The sequence below is a fragment of the Gottfriedia sp. NPDC056225 genome (assembly GCF_042267765.1).
Taxonomy (GTDB): domain Bacteria; phylum Bacillota; class Bacilli; order Bacillales; family Bacillaceae_G; genus Gottfriedia.
The window spans coordinates 19,092-37,802 of record NZ_JBHJTJ010000035.1; the positions used below are offsets into that span (position 1 = coordinate 19,092).

Annotated in this window: 19 protein-coding genes; all 19 read left to right on the plus strand. The window is 32.4% G+C overall.

What is annotated here, in order from left to right:
- Nucleotides 1–632 precede the first annotated feature (632 nt).
- The 19 genes from ACFCYN_RS18700 (at nucleotide 633) to ACFCYN_RS18790 (ending at nucleotide 18,699) form a co-directional block, all read left to right on the plus strand.
- Entirely contained in the window at nucleotides 633–2,183 is a 1,551-nt protein-coding gene (locus ACFCYN_RS18700; protein ID WP_375950923.1) for a primase C-terminal domain-containing protein, read from the plus strand.
- 1,009 nt (nucleotides 2,184–3,192) lie between these two features.
- Complete coding sequence (locus tag ACFCYN_RS18705) at nucleotides 3,193–3,453, plus strand: hypothetical protein (protein ID WP_375950925.1); 261 nt, start codon at nucleotides 3,193–3,195, stop codon at nucleotides 3,451–3,453.
- Nucleotides 3,425–3,622 (plus strand): hypothetical protein, encoded by a 198-nt coding sequence (locus ACFCYN_RS18710; RefSeq protein ID WP_375950927.1) that lies wholly within the window; start codon nucleotides 3,425–3,427, stop codon nucleotides 3,620–3,622. The genes ACFCYN_RS18705 and ACFCYN_RS18710 overlap by 29 nt, the downstream gene beginning before the upstream one ends.
- Nucleotides 3,604–3,834, plus strand: a complete 231-nt coding sequence (locus ACFCYN_RS18715) for a hypothetical protein (protein ID WP_375950929.1) — start codon at nucleotides 3,604–3,606, stop codon at nucleotides 3,832–3,834. The genes ACFCYN_RS18710 and ACFCYN_RS18715 overlap by 19 nt, the downstream gene beginning before the upstream one ends.
- A gap of 194 nt (nucleotides 3,835–4,028) precedes the next feature.
- Nucleotides 4,029–4,394: a hypothetical protein gene (locus ACFCYN_RS18720; RefSeq protein WP_375950931.1), complete on the plus strand. Its 366-nt coding sequence runs from the start codon at nucleotides 4,029–4,031 to the stop codon at nucleotides 4,392–4,394.
- 292 nt (nucleotides 4,395–4,686) lie between these two features.
- A complete protein-coding gene (locus tag ACFCYN_RS18725) occupies nucleotides 4,687–5,025 on the plus strand; it encodes a hypothetical protein (RefSeq protein ID WP_375950933.1) in 339 nt (112 codons plus the stop codon).
- A gap of 187 nt (nucleotides 5,026–5,212) precedes the next feature.
- Nucleotides 5,213–5,431, plus strand: coding sequence for a hypothetical protein (locus tag ACFCYN_RS18730; protein ID WP_375950934.1), 219 nt, complete (start codon nucleotides 5,213–5,215; stop codon nucleotides 5,429–5,431).
- A gap of 198 nt (nucleotides 5,432–5,629) precedes the next feature.
- The gene (locus tag ACFCYN_RS18735) at nucleotides 5,630–6,601 is read left to right on the plus strand and encodes an alpha/beta hydrolase (protein ID WP_375950981.1); all 972 of its coding nucleotides are present in this window, start codon (nucleotides 5,630–5,632) and stop codon (nucleotides 6,599–6,601) included.
- A gap of 5 nt (nucleotides 6,602–6,606) precedes the next feature.
- Nucleotides 6,607–7,950: a sensor histidine kinase gene (locus tag ACFCYN_RS18740; protein WP_375950936.1), complete on the plus strand. Its 1,344-nt coding sequence runs from the start codon at nucleotides 6,607–6,609 to the stop codon at nucleotides 7,948–7,950.
- 11 nt (nucleotides 7,951–7,961) lie between these two features.
- Complete coding sequence (locus ACFCYN_RS18745) at nucleotides 7,962–8,543, plus strand: response regulator transcription factor (protein ID WP_375950938.1); 582 nt, start codon at nucleotides 7,962–7,964, stop codon at nucleotides 8,541–8,543.
- Nucleotides 8,544–9,741: 1,198 nt separating this feature from the next.
- Entirely contained in the window at nucleotides 9,742–10,083 is a 342-nt protein-coding gene (locus ACFCYN_RS18750; protein ID WP_375950940.1) for a hypothetical protein, read from the plus strand.
- A gap of 77 nt (nucleotides 10,084–10,160) precedes the next feature.
- Nucleotides 10,161–10,400 (plus strand): hypothetical protein, encoded by a 240-nt coding sequence (locus ACFCYN_RS18755; RefSeq protein WP_098119147.1) that lies wholly within the window; start codon nucleotides 10,161–10,163, stop codon nucleotides 10,398–10,400.
- 520 nt (nucleotides 10,401–10,920) lie between these two features.
- Nucleotides 10,921–11,148, plus strand: coding sequence for a hypothetical protein (locus tag ACFCYN_RS18760; protein WP_029715230.1), 228 nt, complete (start codon nucleotides 10,921–10,923; stop codon nucleotides 11,146–11,148).
- A gap of 80 nt (nucleotides 11,149–11,228) precedes the next feature.
- Nucleotides 11,229–12,341 carry a hypothetical protein gene (locus ACFCYN_RS18765; protein ID WP_375950942.1) on the plus strand — a complete coding sequence of 371 codons (1,113 nt, stop codon included), beginning with the start codon at nucleotides 11,229–11,231 and terminating at the stop codon, nucleotides 12,339–12,341.
- Nucleotides 12,342–12,834: 493 nt separating this feature from the next.
- Entirely contained in the window at nucleotides 12,835–15,276 is a 2,442-nt protein-coding gene (locus ACFCYN_RS18770) for a VirD4-like conjugal transfer protein, CD1115 family (RefSeq protein WP_375950944.1), read from the plus strand.
- Nucleotides 15,277–15,295: 19 nt separating this feature from the next.
- Entirely contained in the window at nucleotides 15,296–15,724 is a 429-nt protein-coding gene (locus ACFCYN_RS18775; protein ID WP_375950946.1) for a hypothetical protein, read from the plus strand.
- Nucleotides 15,724–17,754: a pLS20_p028 family conjugation system transmembrane protein gene (locus ACFCYN_RS18780; protein WP_375950948.1), complete on the plus strand. Its 2,031-nt coding sequence runs from the start codon at nucleotides 15,724–15,726 to the stop codon at nucleotides 17,752–17,754. The genes ACFCYN_RS18775 and ACFCYN_RS18780 overlap by 1 nt, the downstream gene beginning before the upstream one ends.
- Before the next feature lies 1 nt (nucleotide 17,755).
- Nucleotides 17,756–18,064 (plus strand): DUF5592 family protein, encoded by a 309-nt coding sequence (locus tag ACFCYN_RS18785; RefSeq protein ID WP_375950949.1) that lies wholly within the window; start codon nucleotides 17,756–17,758, stop codon nucleotides 18,062–18,064.
- On the plus strand, nucleotides 18,061–18,699 hold the full coding sequence (locus ACFCYN_RS18790) for a hypothetical protein (protein WP_375950951.1): 639 nt from the start codon (nucleotides 18,061–18,063) through the stop codon (nucleotides 18,697–18,699). The genes ACFCYN_RS18785 and ACFCYN_RS18790 overlap by 4 nt, the downstream gene beginning before the upstream one ends.
- Nucleotides 18,700–18,711: the final 12 nt, after the last annotated feature.

The window sequence follows — 18,711 nt, forward strand, 5'->3', positions numbered from 1 at the left end:
AACTTCTTAAAATGCACCAATTATAAAACATCAGCGGAACCTGTATATTATTTCTATAAAAAATGGCCCAATAGTGGTGCATTTTTTAGACGTTCAGCGGAACCTGCGTACTATTCTTTATCGAATTGCTCCATTTTTGGTGCATTTATAAAAAAGTCGGCGGAACCTGTGTACCTAGTAAAACATTGATATCTCGACAGTTTTTTACTTTTCATGAGCAAAATTAATAAAAAAATACATCGTTCTCCCAATGGTGTTGTTGAAAAAACAGCGGAACTTGTGTATGAAAAATGCACCACAAGCAAGAGTGTATCAGCGAAACCTGTTTAGTAATTTATTGGATAGAATCTCTGAAACGATTGATAGAACAAGGTTTCTTCAATTTTTATAAAAGTTGCCTTTTATAAAAAATGGTTCATTTTCTGTTAATTTGGTGCAAAATATCAGCGAAACTTGCATAGAAAAATAAATTTCAACTTATTCTAAACCCCTTGTGGCTATTGGCCTCAAGGGGTTTATTTTTTTTGGTGCATTTTGCTTAGAGAGCGCACTTTTTCAAAAATCGATTTCGATATACTTATTTCAACAAATTATTCTAGCATTCTTATATACATATAAAGGAGGTGTACGAAATGGAAGTGCATGAATTAGATCACAAAATAAGAAGTGTTATTTCACCGGTTGAAATTATGCAATTCATGACCCATAATAGCCTGCTTTTATATAAGAAAAAAGGATCTCGTGCACCATTTGATAGAGTTGTAGCTTTCGAGAAAGTTGAAAAGAATGATCCGTACCGCAAAGGTGCAGTTTTCGTGTCGCCTACTAAAGAGGACCTTATCAATGGTAAAGGTTATGTTGTTACATCTTATGAAGCATTGCAGGACCGTTATCAGCAATTGTCACACTGGACACCAAACACGTACAGAGGTGGTACTTATTACGATTTCAAAAGACGAGTGATTAAAGGACACACACGTGAAAATCTTAAACAGATTAATGTTATTGGGTTTGACATCGACACAAAAAACGTCGATTTGTATGCCCTTTATTTAGGTTGTGAAGAATTAGGACTACCACGTCCAAACCTTCTTTTGGAAACTCCAAGAGGGTTTCAAGCTTTTTTTGTCTTAGACACACCGTTTTATATTCATAAAAACAATGATTACAAGGCACTTCGAGTAGCAGAACGTTTATCAGAAAATATACGGAAAGCATTAAGTAAGTATGTTCCAATCGATACAGGATGTATACCGTTTGGTTTTTATCGTATACCAAGAGAAGATAATACACTTGATTTTTATGAGGTAATGGCAAATACGAATCAATTACTTTTATGGTCAAAACAGTATGAAGAACAAGAAAAAAGAACTTTTTTGCATGTTGTTTACAATAAGTATACATCAGCATTCGATCAAACGTCTTCAGATTGGTATCATGCACTCATACGTGCAACGGATATTGAAAAAGGGCATCATGGAGCCAGCCGTAATAATGCTCTTTTAACGATGGCTATTGCCAATTACGCTAGTGAAAGATCGTATGAAGAGGCATATGATGAGCTAGACCAGTTTAATAGTAATTTAGCTCAACCTTTATCAAAAACTGAATTTGAACGTACTTTGAATAGTGCATATTCTGGTAAGTATAAAGGGGCGAAACGTTCGTATGTTGAGGGATTACTTGAGTTATGGACAGATGGACAAGCTCAATTTGCAGGAAGAGAAGGTTGGTATAAGTTTAAAAAATCTCGTGAAGATCGAATTCGTTCTCATTATAACGAATGGGAAGAAGATATTATTGCCTTTTTAGAGGCTAGGACAAGCCCCGAAACACCATTTTTAGAGGGCTCTTTAAAGATGCTTGCTGAAATCTTTGGAATGGCAGTATCATCTCTAAAAGAAGTTCTGAAGCGCTCTAGTAAACTAAAAAAATATACAATTGGTCAAGGGCGTGGAGCAATCACGAAAGTGGCTAGTCGAACTATGCTTTTTAGAAGACTATTGCATCTACGTAAAGAACAAGTTAAAAATGCACAATTAACATTTACTGAGTTATTTCCTGAACTAAAACTGTTTAAACACTCACTTGCCATCCCGTCTGTAGAGGCTGATCTACTTTGGGCTGAACTAGACCTGATTTATGGTTGTGGAGCATCGCCACCTACTCTAAATACCGGTTAAAATTAATAAGCCAGTCTGCCTTTACATATCTATATTCTCCTTTTGTCTGGTGTTGCTAGCTTGTTTTTACTAGGTCAGGGTCGTAGTTTTAGAATGTGTGTTTGTTTCTATTTTAAAGCGTAGTGTGTAGTAGCGTTACTTTCGAAAAGATATTTCGAAGGGACTGTTTATTGTTATAGTTAGAATAGGTGCAGTTCAGTAAATGAAATTGTTAATATTTTAGAGGAAAAAAATTTAAGATTGTCTTATAATTTTTTGTCATTGTTATGTATGATTTTATTCATAGTGACAATGGATTGTTTGAGGTAAATAGTTATTTTTTATAATTATTAATTTAATAGTGTAAAAGAAATTGATCAGTGTTATTAAATCAGAAATAAATTAAAACTATATGGGGTTATAATTTAAGCTTTTGTGGCAATTACGTAGTAAAAAAGGAGTTTTATAGGGGATCTTCTTACTTTAACTTTCACTATATAGCCATACATAACGAATTTACTTGATTGGAATTGCGAAACAGTTGTACGTATTGTAAAATGTTGGGAAATTAGAATTTTCGCAATTTATATAGTTTTCAATATGTAATTCAAAAGAAAATGAATGGTTGTGTATTGCGATCTTTTCCACTCAAAAAAATAGTGACTAAGTTCAAGGTCAAGAAATAGGTTCCAGTGAAAAAAAGGGGTTAAAAGTGTTTGAGATAAAGTTAGAAATTCAAATGATTGAAGTAGATTAGCAGCTTGTTTAATAAAAGGATTAGTGTATAAAAGTTAGCTTATAGTGTATACGTATACATTAGTAAAATTGTTGAGTTTATAAGAATGAATAACTTTTTATTTAGCTATTTTAATAGTTTGGTATGAGAACTTGTTCTAGGTATCTATTAATTTCTTAATTTTTAGTTGTGATTCAATTTGCGGTGTGATTTGACTTTTTTGTTAATGGAATCGGTAATGGGGTGGTTAACTGTTAAACAAGAGAGTGGTTCCTATTTTTTAGGTAAAGGGGAATGTTTCCGTTATTTAAATTTCAAGAGCCTAATATTCATCGTGTTTATCGTCGGTTAAGAAAATTAGAGGGTAAGAATTATTTAATACATGAAACGATTGCTCATAAAGTTGGAGTTTATTTGGGGAAAATTGAAGCTAAAAATTTAACGAATGTCAGTGCAACAGTACTAACAAAAGTTTTCATTTATACGATGCAGCATGATCTGCTTTTAACGGATTTGGGCCTATATTATGAGTTTCAAGCTAGAGCAGGGTGTTGAATTTAAATATCGTACTGAAAGAGAAATTCGTCACTCAATGATTGGACAAGGGGATAATCAGAGTAAATTAAAAGCTTACAATGATAACAGGGATCGAATACCTGACACTGTGTTCTTTTTCAAGTCAGCTGAAGGAAAAGTACAACTACCTTGGTCGAATTGGAACTAAATAAGAAAGAACGAAAACGGTATGATAAAAAGTTTAAGCTTTTAGATGCTCTACTTTCAAGTGAACGATTAGAAGATCAGCCTTACGGGTATGATCAAGTGATTGATTTTGCGGATGATGTCAAAATTCTTTTGGTAATTTTAGAAGAGCGTTGGGAAGAGGTGGTGCCAAGTGGACATGCCGAGGAGCCAGGAGCAATCTCAGCAAACTGAAACAGACCGGTTGATTGGTATGGTTGTATTACTATTCTTTTTTCCTGCATTACAGGGAATGCGGATCTTTGCGATTATTCATCAATTCAATAGAACCTGGCTATCATATGCTGCTCTTTTGATAGGATTTATGCTTCTTTTACTGGCAATTTCAATTAGGAACCGACCTTACGTATTTTGGCATCATTTCTGAAATGAATATCCCGTATCTACTAACCGGACTTGAACGGTTAGTCAATGAAGGTCATCCTATTAAAGCTAATGCTTCATCGTATATGATGTTAGTCGCAATGGCGTTGTTATTTTCATTCGGGTACTTCGTTTTTGCAACGTTTCTTTGGAAAAAGCGAGTGAAAACAAAATCCGGTGAAGTACTAAAGCAAAAATCTGAACAAAATTATAAAGCGTTTCGCAAAAATAGGGTTACATTTTTGGACAAGAAACAGCAAAACTATCGAGAAAAACTTTCAACAGGTGTTTTTATATGGTATAGAGATTTTAAAGAACGTATATTATTGAATTCCAACGAATTAAACTACCACATGCTTGCTGCAGGATGAACTGGTACAGGTAAAACTCCATCAATTGCTTCTTTAATGGAGGCAGCATTGCAGCAATAAGCCTTTATCACAAGACGATAAAGATTTAAAATTGCAAAGTAACGTAATAATTTTATTTTGGGACACTACATATTTAATTAAAGTGATAGGATTAAGCTAACAGAAACTAGTAATTAATTCAAAATAGATAGATTCATTGTTTAGAAATTAACAGAAAGGAAGAGAAAAAAGGAATGACGTGTTTTAAGAAGTTCGCAGCTTCATAAAACGGTCAATATCCCACTCCCGGAGAGTGATGTACATCCTTTGTCATTCCTTCATCATTTTAAGATTGCATACTCTAGCTGATCGTTCAGACGCAAATCGTGCATTTGATATCATCCCACGATCCATCGAATCTTTAGCAGAGTATTTAGGAATGAGTAAAAGTACATTATATAGACAATTACAGCCTTTATGGGAGTTTGGTCTAATTGATATTATTGAATACGAAGAGAGTACTAGAAAAGCACAAAAGCCAAAAAATATAATAGTTTACGAATATCCACAAAATATACGCAATCGAACTTCTACCTACCGTATTAAAAGTCAAACGGTTGAATTAAACCGTATCAGAAATAAAACGCAATAATGTTTCAAATATTCTTTTTAATGCTTCAAAAGATAGTAACACTAACATTAATAGGTTAATAGATAAAAATTTACCTTTAGATATGGATAGAAATATAGATGATGATAGAAAGTCTTTTTCTGAAGATCAAATTAACGAGATATGTAATTATTACAAGAATGAATTCAAAGGGAAACTCACTCATCAAATGATCGGATCAAAAATACGAATCGCAAAAGACAAACTATCTAAGGGTGAAGTACATACAAATTTTTCAAATATGTTATTTGTAATGCTAAATAATGCTTACACAAAGTCTCTTGAGAAAATGGAATTAAATCAACAAAAAGAAGAATACAAAGAGAAATTAAAAGATGAACCTAAAGCGTTTGACATTAATATTATGTATAACTGGTTAGAAAATTAATTACACAAAGGAATATTTGCTACCTGTTCAATAAATTGAGCTAGATATCAATACCTTTCAGCTATATTTTTTACGGCACCTTTAAAAAGCATTAGATAGATACAAAAATACAATTATTTACTTTATAGATAACGATATAAATTAACTGGTAATTATCCAGTTCAAATAGATACAAAAAAGATAGTCTTGAGGTGAGAAATTTTGTTTTCAAAATTAATTGATCGATATGCACTCCGAAATTTTCATAAAAACATTAGCAACGCTGCACATTACACTTCTTTTCAGGAGCATGTCAATAAGAGGAATAGGGACGAGTTTTATAGTACTAATTCTGTACCAAATGTATCTCTTACTACCCATAGTATCGAGGATGAATATACTTCTGGAATTTTTGAATTTCAGAGTATTGTTCCGATAGGGGACACCATCAATGATCTTGTTACTGGGGAATTTGTTCAACATGAGAATAAAGAACAACCAAATGTTATTTTTGTACATGGATGGAGAATGAAATCGAATGATCGACTAATAAAAATGTTTCAACATCACATGAAGAAACATCAGTGGAATATGTATTATTATACTTTACCTTACCATTTGCAAAGAAAGCCATTTGAGTCATCTTTTAGTGGTGAACATATGGTGAGCGCAAATATTGAACGTACAGTGCAAGCAGTTAGACAAGCAGTTGTGGATTTAAGATCTTTTATTCATTCAATCAAGAAGAGACAACAAGGGCCAGTTTTTGTCGTAGGTCTTAGTCTTGGTGGATTTATTACAAATTTGCTTGCTACTGTTGAGGACCAGGTAGATGCAATGGTGTCTATATTTTATGTGAATTCTCTTGCACATACGATATGGAATACTGATCCAGGAAAATTTATCAAAAAAGAACTGTTAGAAAATGGAGTTCGATATCAAGAAATATCTGAACACTTTAAAATTCTAGAAGCGAGTTTAGTTCCTCCGAAAATAAAACAGGATCACATTTTATTACTTTCTGCTAAATACGATCAATATGTAGATATTGAAGATGCAGATATATTGTGGAATGCTTGGAATAAACCAAGAAGGATTATCTACAATTGTGGTCATTCGGGTATTGTTCTTAAACGAAATAAAATTGCGAAAGATGTTATGACTTTCTTGCAAAATAGAACAATGAGGTGAGAGTTATGGTCATGCTCGTCATTGTTCTAGGAATTATGGGGATCACTTTATTTTGGAAGAATTATCAAAATGAAGCGCTTCGTTGGTCGAGTTATTTAGCTTTCGTTGGTATGTTTGGTGGAATAGGAACTCTGTTGGGCAGAGGGATGAATCGTCCAGAATATATTAAATTTGCAGATGCTTTTTTTACATCTACTTCACATTTTTTTGTTCCCTATACTAGTTTGATATTTGGTTTTCTTTATACCGGTATCATTAAAGAAAATAAACTAAAAAGAATATGTAAAGTTTTATTCCTTCTTCCAGTAATATATATGTATTTCCATATCGAATACTATCCTGATTTTAAAGTGAATTTTAAAGTTATATCGACATGGGCTGTTCCATATATGTTTATATGTATAAGTTTATTGGCCTATACGGCATTGAAAGAAAATAACCCTATTATCAAGCAGAAAAGAATATTGACTTGTATATATGTGATACCGATGATCAGTATGTCGATGATAACAAATTTCATTTTGGAGGCATTCGGTGTTGTAGGAACTTGGGATTTTTTTAATCCTTTAATCATTGGAGTCCAATTTCTATTATTCGTCTATTATGGCATACGCTATGGTATTCTAGGTGTTAAAATTAGAATTGAGAATGATCGAAGTGAATTAATGGTTAAAAGCGCTGTTTCAGGTACAGCAGTTTTCAATCATACAATTAAAAATGAAATTGCCAAAATTGATTTCTTAATCGAACAGCTAGAAGGAAAAATAGTAGAGAACGATAAAGAAACACTTAGTAATATGAATTTAACGAAAAAATCAATTAATCATATTATTGATTTATCTACACGAGTTCAATCTCAGTTAGATGTTGTTGATTTTAAAATAGATTTCTTCTGGATAAACGATGTTATTGAAGAAAGTATCATACTCTTAACACCGTTGCTGAGAGAAATAATCATCCATAAAGATTACAAACTCGATTATAAATTAAAAGGTGATTCAGTTCATTTTAGAGAAATGCTGTTAAATATCCTTAAAAATGCAATCGAAGCAATTAAAGGATCTGGAAAAATAACAATTAATGTCTATCGTGATAGAAAATATATATACGTTGATATTATTGACACAGGAGCTGGTATTAGCAAAGAAAACATGTCTCTTGTGTTAAATCCATTTTTCTCTACAAAAGGAAAAGTTGATAATTATGGACTAGGATTAACATATTGTTTTAATGTAATGCAGCGCCTTAATGGAAAGCTACTGATTAGAAGTAAGTTACACAATGGAACTGCTGTAATGCTTAAATTTCCGATTAACAGAAAAATTGAATTTCGGAGTATCATAGGCTAGAGGTGTTAGTAATGAATAAAATTGGATTGTTAATTGTAGAAGATGATCCTGTTTGGATGGATTGTTTGTGCAAATTAGTAGAAAGAGAAAATGATATAGTTGTTGTTGAGAAAGTATCAACTAAAGAAGCTGCCTTGAATGTTGATTGTACGAAATTTGATGTGGCATTATTAGATCTTTCATTGACAGATAATGTTGAGAAATTCGAAGGAATTGAAATTGCTGACTATTTAAGAAGCAAGAATTTTTGTAAAATCATTATGTTAACTTCGTGGGAAGATAAAGATACCATCCTCAATGCATTTGATAAAGGTGTAATGAACTATGTTGCAAAAAAGTCTTTTCGAGATATACCGAACGCAATAAAAGAAGCTTATCAAAATAATCATAGTCTTCATTCTGACGCTACAAACATTGTTTTATCTGAATTATTGAAAGAAAGAAAAATTAAAAAATTAACTAAAAGTGAACGAGAAGTGTACGAATTGCATGAAAAAGGTTTAAAGAAAAATGAGATTGCTTCAATTTTATATAAATCAGTGGAGACAATAAAACTTCAAATTAAGAATATTAGAAAGAAAATAGAAAAATAAGCATTTTATTATACAATATTTGTAGCTGATTGGGGAGGGTTAATTTTTTAACCCTCCCCAAATTATTTTCTACATGCTAACTTTATTTATAGAAATGAGGAGAAGTATAAGATTAATTATATGTAGTTACAAAAAATGATAATATATTCACTTCCGCATGAACCTTAAGATTTTTTCATGAAATTAAATGGATTTATAAATGAAATTTAAAATAAAAATTTTGGAATTATCTGGATTGTAAACGGATGACTAATAATTATAGAACTATTAAAAAATGAGACAGTAAGAATCGTGTTGGAAGCATTCATCTTACAGTTTCCATAGCAAATAAGGGTTGCTAGGTAACTTTGTCTCATTCCAAAATTGCACATGAAAACCCTAGATTTTCATTGTCTATTTAGTTAGATTATGGGGGAAGGTAGTATATTTTTTCATAAAAATGATTAATCTTTTTATTGTGAAACATATACTTTTTGTGTACTCAGTAGGAATGAAGATAGCGCATTTACCTAGAAATAGGAAAATGCGCTATCTTTTTTTCACATCGGTTCATTCATAAAAGAATAAAAAGAGTTAAAGGTAATGTCTTCTCACCTTTATCAATGAAGGCACTCGGTTACGCTGTGGGTTGTTTTGACGAGTTGGTCTCTGAAAACCAACAACTCAAAATTAACCTTAGACGCAAGTCGTCAAGGGCGTGATGTGAGGTTGGGTTAAATGCCCGCACAATTAACCAGTATTCTATAACGAATGGTTATGTTACGTGATTAATTGATTAAACAAAAACCTCTATAAATTAAACGTAGGAAACTTAATTTTATAGGTTTTTTCATTTATTTTCAATGATTTGAAAGTGATTTTGTTTGATAATGATTGGTTAGAAACGCGATGACAATGCCTGTTTGCACATTCGAGCGATTAAAAGACAACCATTTATTAGATTTTGTATAAGTTTCCCATACTTTTACGGGGGATTAATACAAAGATTTCATTCATCAAGAAAAACTTCAAAACAGAAAAGGCGTTATGAAGATGAGTGTGAAACTCAGTTCACTGAAAAAGCAGGGCTATTTATTTTGTCTAAAAGAGGCTGAGTTATTGATTCTGGGTCAATGGGAAGTTATACAAAGTGTGCATTTATTGAAATTGAAAGACAGTTTCATGCAAATACAAAATAAATGAAAGGAGAAATAATAAAATGGCAATACCAAAAGAAGTAACAAATAAGAAATATCGATTACGTTTTATTCGAAAAGCTACATCCGCGAAAGGAATGATAAAACCACTTAATGTCGTCCTCGAACTGAATGGTCAATTTACAGCAACACAGTTATTAATAGGCTTTTCTGAGTGGATGAAAAGAGAACCGAATAAGACTTTCATTGTAACAAATGCGAGTGATGACAACGGTACAGCCTTTACTGAGGATCAAGTTCAATACCTTGAGGTAAGACCATATGGCACACAAGGTAACAACGATCGGATCTTGTTATTATCGAATCAAGAAACAAGTCGCTTAATACAATTTATGACCTCATGAATTGAATACATGTAATTATAGCAGCGTTTCATCGGTGCTTATTTATTTTGCTATTTAAGTTAGAAAGGAGAATTTCGATGTCAGAAACAATTAATTTAAAAGAACTAAAGAAACAAAAAGAAAAAATGGAAAAGTTGATGTCAGTATTAGGGGAAGAATATAACGAATGGTTATACCAGCAACATCAAAACTATATTGTGGAAAATAGTGAAAAAGCATTTGAACAATTATTGGTGTTAAAAGAAAAATTTTCTTCAACTAAACAAGAAGTGGATGTATTAGAAAATAAACAGTATGAAGTAAGAGAAAATGGATAAAAAGGAAAGTAGGTTTGGTTCCTATTTAATTATTATTATAGGAATCTTATTCATTCAGACTAAAGTAAAAGCCAAAAATGATTAGGCTAAGGTAACCTATAATTTTGATGAAATTAAAAATATTACAACAAAAGATGTTATAACTGCCTCAAGAATGACTTTACCCGTTATTGGGGAAGTTGACATTCAGAGAGTGAAGTTGAGACTGCCATTTATTAAAGGCGTTTCGGCAGGAGCTGGTACCCTAAAACCGAATTAAACGATGGGAAAAAACTATACTTTAGCTTCACATTATATGAAAAATCTGAATCTCTTATTTAGTCCACTTGATCGGATAAAATAGGGGATTTTGTTTATCTCTCAAATGAAGAAAAGACTTTCATCTGTCAAGTAATAGAAAAACATGTTATTTCGTCAGATTATATTGAGGCTATAGAAGATAAGAAGGATGACCCCATTATTCCATTAATCAATTGTCATTCAAATGAGACAAAAAGATTATTTGTAGGAGGAAATTTGTATGGATTTATTAAATACAACTGGTTTAGCAATTTTAAAATGGTTACAAGGTGGTGGAATCGTAGGTGCTGCGATTGCACTATGTATCGGTGGTTATTACTTTATGTTAGGTGGAGATAGTGGACGACCGAAGGCCAAGGGTTGGTTTATTGGTGCTACGGTTGGTTTGATTGTTGTTATGGGTGCTTATGCACTAGCGCAAGGTATCAACAGCAACATTCGATTCTAAGATCAAAAGTAAAAATCAAAACTGATAGATACACAAAATTTTGTGTACCTATTCTTTTTAATGAAAAGGATGTGAACTAAATGCTACAAGTAGTATTTACCCAATTGAATCATAAGATGTTTCAAAAATCTGAGAAAATTGATTTTATTGAAGCCGTACAGAAATCTGCAGAACTCGAAAAAGTCTGTCGAGAAGAAAAAAAGGAATTAGACTGCCATTTTTATTTAATTGAAAAAGATAGTGATGGTTCGCCAATCTACACAGGAACGTTTCAGTTTGGTTCCTATAAATCCCCAAACCTTTATCAACATATTAAACAAAATCTTGAACAAATGAAAATCAATAAAAAGCACGAACAAGATAAGTTAATCCTTTTGTCTAAAATGGAAGATTGTCTTCCAGATGTCTTTAAATTAGAAGAAAAAAATGAGCATGTTCATTTAATTGGTCTGGATCAAAGTAGAATATCAAAACTAAAAAAGTGGCAAAGACGTACAATCTATTCAATTGCAGGGGTTGTTTCACTAACTTTAGTTGGAACAGCTACGTTTATGAGTTTAGTAATTAGTAATGGTAAACATGATGTACAGAAACAAACCAATCTAGTAAAAGAACAAACGAAAATAATAAATCAGTATGAACATGCGTTACTCGGTGATAATGAGAGTATACTAAATTATTTTGGTAAACATAAAAAAGACTTAACAATAGAGCAAACTCAGTTGTATGCCAAATTACTGTTAGATCAAAAAAAATACAAAGATGTAGTAGGTATCTATAAAAATAATGTTGGTTTCGTAGAAACATTGATCTCAACCAAAGGCAGTATTGATCAACTGAGAGAATATAATGCTAGTTTTCCTACAGATGAAGGGAAATTCGATTTATTATTTGCAGATAAGAAATATGCGGATTTACTTAAGCTAACAAAGGTTGAAATGACTGTAAAAAGAAGTGAGATGAAAACATATGCTTATCTCAAAACCGGTAACATTCAAGGAGCAAAAAACGAGTTATCGAACAATAATAATGAAAAATTAATACAAAAAATTACCAAATATGAAGACTTAACAAAGCAATTAAAAGATATAGATAAGGCAATTTCCATATCAAAGGAAAGTAAAAAGAATGATGACGTCAAGAAACTAACAGATAGGAAAAATGGATTACAAAAACAATTAAGGTCAATTTAAGTAATAAAGATTGTGCTTGTTATATGAAAGTTCCGTTTAATTTCTCGACATCAATTATTAAAGATGAATATGCAATGACTGACAAGGTGTTTATGGTTATATGTAAAAATTTAGTATTCATATTTCATGCAAATTCGGTGGACAAGGCAAGTAGATAAATTACGTCAAATTACAACAACCCAATAAATTCGCATGTAGCAATAATTGATGTCACAAACTCGAACCTGGGTCTGATGATGAATAAAGAAAGTGCAGATAAACTCGTTTAGAATATACGAAGGTTATTGAGTGAAATATAAATTTTCATAATTCAATATTTTAAATTTATATAGTCGTTAAGTTCTGGGTAACCAAATGTTATCACACTGCTCCTTTCTTTGTTTATTGGCTATTACTAACTATTTCTATATTGAATTGTATCTTCAGTATAAAACAGAAACTTAGGGAACTAGATATTATAGTTTCCATTTTGACATTTACAGAAGGAGAGCCTATGTTAAAATATTTTGAAAAAAAAAATACATTAATTGGTATTTGGATAGGGACTTGTTTAATTGTCTTATTTTTATCAACAATGGTTGGTAATGCTGTCGTTTCACTTTTACAGTCATTAACTGACTTCGGTCATCCCCATACACCTCATCTTGAAGTAAAAGACTTTTTTTTGTTTCAGTTAAATATTTTTTTCTATTTATTATTGATGTGTCTTGCAATTTTTTGTGCAAGTATTGTAGTTTACAAGATTCGTTCGAACTTTGCTTCGTTAGAAAAAGGGCAGAAAGGGACATCACGGTTTACAACATTAGATGAATTACAAAAACAGTATCGAGCAGTACCTGAGAAAGAAGAAAAGTTCCCAGGAATAGGAGGAATTCCAGTTTCTCGGTACCAGGATAAAATTTTTATAGATGATTCACCAGTAAATAATTTAATAATCGGGACAACTCGTTCTGGTAAAGGGGAAACCTTTGTCTTTTCAACAATAGATCTATATAGCCGTGCCGAAAAACAGGCGTCAATGATACTAAATGATCCAAAAGGAGAATTGTTCGCAGCTTCAAAAGATACTTTAGAAAAACGAGGTTATCATGTCGAAGTACTTAATCTATTAGATCCTCTACAGAGTATGTCTTACCAAATTCTTCAGTTAGTGATTAAACACTATAAACAAGGTAACTATGCTCAAGCACAACAAAGTGCAAACACAGTTAGTTTTATGTTGTTCAATGATCCGAATTCGAAAGATCCATTCTGGCAAAATTCTTCTATTTCACTTTGTAATGCCTTAATACTAGCAATTTGTGATAAATGTACTAAAGAAGGAAGAGAAGATCAAATTACAATGTATTCCGTTGCGAACATGTTAAATACGTTAGGTAGTAAAACAATCAAATATAATGATGGTTCAGAAGACAATGCACTAGATTTATATTTTAGAAACTTACCAGATGATAGTGCTGCCAAAATGCAGTATGCTACATCAAATTTCACTTCTGGTAATACAAGGGGAGGAATTTTCTCGAATACATCCTCAAAATTAAGTATCTTTACAATTGATAACGTTGCAAAGATGACATCTAAGAGTAGCTTTGATTTAAAGAAGGTGGGATTTGGTCGAGCAGTTGTTGGAACTTCAAAACCTTTAACACGTATTAATATGGAGTTTCCAAATGGTGAAATCGAATCGATACGGACCGATGCAAATGGTAACTTTGAATTGAACTACACAAATACTATCGAAAATGGAGAGACAATTGTATTTAGAGAAAAGGAAAAGGATCGTTCATTAGATGTAATGGTTACATCAATTGATAAAGAAGGAGTAGTAGAATTTACTTGTGAAGGTGCGAGTGAAGTCATTCGAATTCAAAAAATCGACTCCTATCAAAAACCGATTGCTGTATTTATGATAACACCCGACTCAGATCCTTCACTTCATGTCATTGCTTCTCTATTTGTTGCTCAACTTTATACAGAGTTATCCATTAATGCTTCTGTCACAAAAGGTGGAAAATGTTTGAGAGAAGTAGTTTTCATATTAGACGAATTCGGTAACATGCCGACAATTCCAAATATGGATACGAATTTAACAGTTTGTTTAGGTCGTGGTATTCGATTTAACTTAATTATACAAGCATATAGTCAATTAAAAACGAAATATGGAGATGCCTCAGAAACAATTGATGGTAACTGTAATAATACCATCTACATTCTAACAACAGACGAAACGACTGCAGAACGGATCTCGAAAAAATTAGGAGAAAGAACGATTACTACAAAGAGCCGTAGTGGTCATACGTTATCACTCGATAAAAGTAAAACAGAGAGTGTAGATGGAAGAAGATTATTGACATCAGTAGAGTTAATGCAACTTCAAGAAGCTGAAACCGTTATTATTCGGATTATCAAGCGTCAAGATTTAGATCGAAAACGTATTACACCTTATCCAATCTTTAATTCGAAAGAAACGGCAATGAAGTATAGATGGGAGTACCTATCTGAGGACTTTGATACGGACAAATCAATCAATGACATTGATATTCGTTGCTTGCATGCAGATGTGAATTTAAAGAAATTAATCATTAATTTTAACGGAAGTAATAGAAACCCTGTTGAGGAAGTATTTCAATCTTTAGATGAGAAACTTGGCCAGTATGTTAAATCGAACCAAGAAGAACCCCACCAACCTGATACGTCAGATCCTGAAGAGCCTAAACTAACAGATTGGCAAAAAATGGATATCCAAACGTTTTTCAAAGGTGATAGCTTAATTTCTTTCATTGAAAAACATGAAAGTGATATTCGGACTATGAATATTCTTGATTTTAATGATTTACTAGTCAATTTACGAGAAACGAATCAAATCAAGATGAATATCTATACGGCAGTGATTGATAAATACAAAGCTTTAATTAATGAATATGAAAATAGTTAAATAATGGAGGTAAGGAAAAGTGAAAAATAAGATTAGCAAGCTACTAACAGCGATGATAGGGCTCTGTTTACTAACCATCATTTTAACAGCTTGCGGGAAGACCCCTTTTAATGGAGAGGGAAAAATCATTAATATTGATTTAAAAGAGTATCAACAGTTTGTAGATGGTAAAAAAGACGGATTTGTTTATGTAAAGCGTCCGTTTCCTGAACAAGAAAAACGATATTTAGATCAATTAACTAAAATGGGGAAGGAAAAACATTTTAATGTTTATGTTATTGATGGTGGTTTAGATCTTTATAGCAAATATATTCATCAAATATCTAGAACGATTGTTTACTATAAAGAAGGTACCGTAAAATCTACTGTAGATCTTGAGAAATTTGAAAAAGACCAAGTAGATTTAGTTATCAATCAATTTCTTCAAGATGTGAAGGAGAATGAGTAATGAATCAAACGGTCCAAATTCTATTAAAATTCTCAGACCATCTAGAAATTTCAAATCCAATTAATTATATGTTTAGAATTATTGGATGGTTAATTATTAATGGTTTAGTCTGGTTAGTTGATTCACTATCGAATGTAACGGATTCCATTTTAAAGTTAAAATTATTTTTCACAGACAATCAAATACACGATCTAATTGATCTCTTAAAGCCATTATCGATTACGTTAATGGCTTTTTCTCTTTTATATTTAGGTTATTTAATAATGTTTCAAAAAAAAGTGAATCGAGAAGCCATTGTAGTGAATATCTTTATGGCTCTTGTTGTTTTTACAATTTTAGGAACAGGGATGGAAAAGACAAATAAATTTACAGACCAGGCAATTGAAGGTTTTGGAATTTCAGGTACTCAATCCATTGCGATACAAATTGTAAAGGACAACATAACGGATGTTTCACAATACGATTTAACTAATTGGGAAACAGTGAATTTAGATAAACCAAATAAGATTCCAAAAGATAATATATTAAACATTTCGATAACAGAACCAATTGATAAAGATTTTCAATTTGATAATAAGAAAGAATTGAGTCAAAACGGGCAGTATGCTTTTGAAAATAAGCTTAGTTACGGAGATAGTGGTACACCAAAAGAAGTCGAATTAGATAAAGGATTGTTCACGTTCGATGAGAATTATTACCGTTGGGATTGGAACTTTTGGACGATTGCGATCACGTTAGGGGTTATGGCGTTTACCATGGTGACAATTGCGATTAAGTTAGCTAAGTTATTTTTTGAATTAACATTCAATTATGTACTGGCTACCATCATTGCGCCAGCCGATATCCATTCAGGCCAAAAGACGAAACAAGTTATTCAAAATATCCTTAATATCTTTATTACAACCATTATGATATTTATGTCACTTAAGATTTATACAATCGGAACTGGTTTTATTACGCAAAAACTTGATGGAATTGCCTATGTAATTGCATTATTCTCATTCTCTTTAGCTGTGGTTGATGGGCCAAATATCGTTGAGCGATTATTTGGAATTGATGCAGGTCTCAAATCAGGTTGGGGAGCACTTGCAGGTGCATATGGTGTTGCGAAAGGTATGAGTAAAGGAGTTAATGGTATTACAAGTTTAACAAAGTCTTTGGCACAAGGTGGTGCTAATACAGTTGCAAGTATGGCTGGTGCTACGAAAGGACTATCATCGAATCAAATGAATTTATCAACTAATCAAAATTTTAATGGTACGATGAACAATCAAAATGATTTAACTCAAAATAGTAAAGATGACAAACAAATAAATCAAACAAATAACGAACAGGCTAGCTTAGAAGCGAATGCAGGAATGGGACAAGTTGCTTCATCCCTCGAACAAGAAATGGATCAACAACAGGCACATGATAATCCAAATCAGCCAATCGGTCTACATGAAGAAATGAATGCAAGTGGTGTAAATACACCATCTTCTGAAATGGAAAACCAACCAGGACAATTGGGCGGCGAATCTTCACCAACTGGTTTACACGAAGAAATGAATGCAAGTGGTGATAATTCTTTAACTTCTCAAATGGAATGCCAAGTAGGGTCAGTTGAAAATGCCTCAACTAATGGCCTACATCAAGAAATGGATAAAGAAAATTCAATCGCAAGTGTAAGGTCAGATGAACAATCCAATGTCCAAAGTGGATTACAGAAAGAAATGAATAATAGTCAACCAGCGCAAACGACAAGTAATCACCTTTCATCGAGTGTTCGTACAAACGAGCCTATGAAAAATTCATCTGTTTCATCAAACCAAAACGGTCAACAAATAAGTCCAGGCAGTGCCAATAGTCGTAAACCTATGCAAGAAACTAGACATGTTGGCCAAGTGATAAGAGATCGATTCACTCAAGAGAAACCTGTTCAAAGTGTTCAACGTTCTTATAAGATAGGTGAAAATACTGGATCAGCGCTTCGTAATAGCATCGCAAATTATCGAGATAAACATCGAAATAGTCGAAATGAGGAGAGATAATATGGCGAATTATCGGATTCCGAAAGAGGTTACTTCTGAATTGAAAATTAATAAAGCAATTTACCTATTTGATCTATTTTTCATCATGGGTTTATTACTAGGGGCAATGGTTTTGGGGAATCTCGTTATAACTTCCTTAAAACAATTTTTTTATGTCTTTGTTGGTATTGTCGGACTTGTTTTCATACTACGTCCATACACAAACCCTCAAAAACGGATGTATCAAGCTGTGTTAATCGCTGCTTCAAGAAAAAATGAGACGTATTGTGCGATCGATGATCCAAAGAACGAAAGGAATGAGAACCAGTGAGTTTGAATGAAAAGACCGTCAATCTTTCACTCGTTGAAAAAAATAATCCAGAAACGAGTACACCAGCTATATTTGATGAAAGTCAAATAATGATGAAGAAAAAACAGAAAGAAGATAAACCAATCATTAAAAAGAGTATTGCAGACATCATTCCAGTGATTGATCTAACAGCTAATGGATTTATTGAACTGAGAAATGGCGAATTCATGGAGATTCTACAGTTAACCACAAAAGATGTGTATTCGTTAAATGAAGTAGATAAAAATCTAAACATCTATTCATTTGCCTATTTCTTACAGTCGTATTTAGAAGATATGAAGATTGTACCGTTAAACTTTCCTGTCGACACAACCATCCAACAACAACATATCCAACGAAAACTAGAACGTACAGATAACCAACTGTATGTTCCTTTTTTAAAGAAAAAGCTAGAGGAATTACGATTTATTGAAAAGAATCGCACGAATCGAGAATATTACTTGTTTCTTTATTCAGAAAGTGAATTTACTTTAAAGAATAAAGCCATTCAAGTTGAACGATTGTTACAACGGACAACACCAATCAGTCATTTAAGTGAGGAGAAGAAGATAGCGATTTTGTACAAGCTGAACAATTTAAATTCAAAGACTAAGTAAGGGTGAGGATGA

Coding starts and splice junctions, on each gene's coding strand:
- ACFCYN_RS18700 (WP_375950923.1), top strand. CDS start 633: ATGGAAGTGCATGAATTAGATCACAAAATAAGAAGTGTTATTTCACCG.
- ACFCYN_RS18705 (WP_375950925.1), top strand. CDS start 3,193: ATGTTTCCGTTATTTAAATTTCAAGAGCCTAATATTCATCGTGTTTAT.
- ACFCYN_RS18710 (WP_375950927.1), top strand. CDS start 3,425: ATGAGTTTCAAGCTAGAGCAGGGTGTTGAATTTAAATATCGTACTGAA.
- ACFCYN_RS18720 (WP_375950931.1), top strand. CDS start 4,029: ATGAATATCCCGTATCTACTAACCGGACTTGAACGGTTAGTCAATGAA.
- ACFCYN_RS18730 (WP_375950934.1), top strand. CDS start 5,213: ATGATCGGATCAAAAATACGAATCGCAAAAGACAAACTATCTAAGGGT.
- ACFCYN_RS18740 (WP_375950936.1), top strand. CDS start 6,607: ATGGTCATGCTCGTCATTGTTCTAGGAATTATGGGGATCACTTTATTT.
- ACFCYN_RS18745 (WP_375950938.1), top strand. CDS start 7,962: ATGAATAAAATTGGATTGTTAATTGTAGAAGATGATCCTGTTTGGATG.
- ACFCYN_RS18750 (WP_375950940.1), top strand. CDS start 9,742: ATGGCAATACCAAAAGAAGTAACAAATAAGAAATATCGATTACGTTTT.
- ACFCYN_RS18755 (WP_098119147.1), top strand. CDS start 10,161: ATGTCAGAAACAATTAATTTAAAAGAACTAAAGAAACAAAAAGAAAAA.
- ACFCYN_RS18760 (WP_029715230.1), top strand. CDS start 10,921: ATGGATTTATTAAATACAACTGGTTTAGCAATTTTAAAATGGTTACAA.
- ACFCYN_RS18765 (WP_375950942.1), top strand. CDS start 11,229: ATGCTACAAGTAGTATTTACCCAATTGAATCATAAGATGTTTCAAAAA.
- ACFCYN_RS18770 (WP_375950944.1), top strand. CDS start 12,835: ATGTTAAAATATTTTGAAAAAAAAAATACATTAATTGGTATTTGGATA.
- ACFCYN_RS18780 (WP_375950948.1), top strand. CDS start 15,724: ATGAATCAAACGGTCCAAATTCTATTAAAATTCTCAGACCATCTAGAA.
- ACFCYN_RS18785 (WP_375950949.1), top strand. CDS start 17,756: ATGGCGAATTATCGGATTCCGAAAGAGGTTACTTCTGAATTGAAAATT.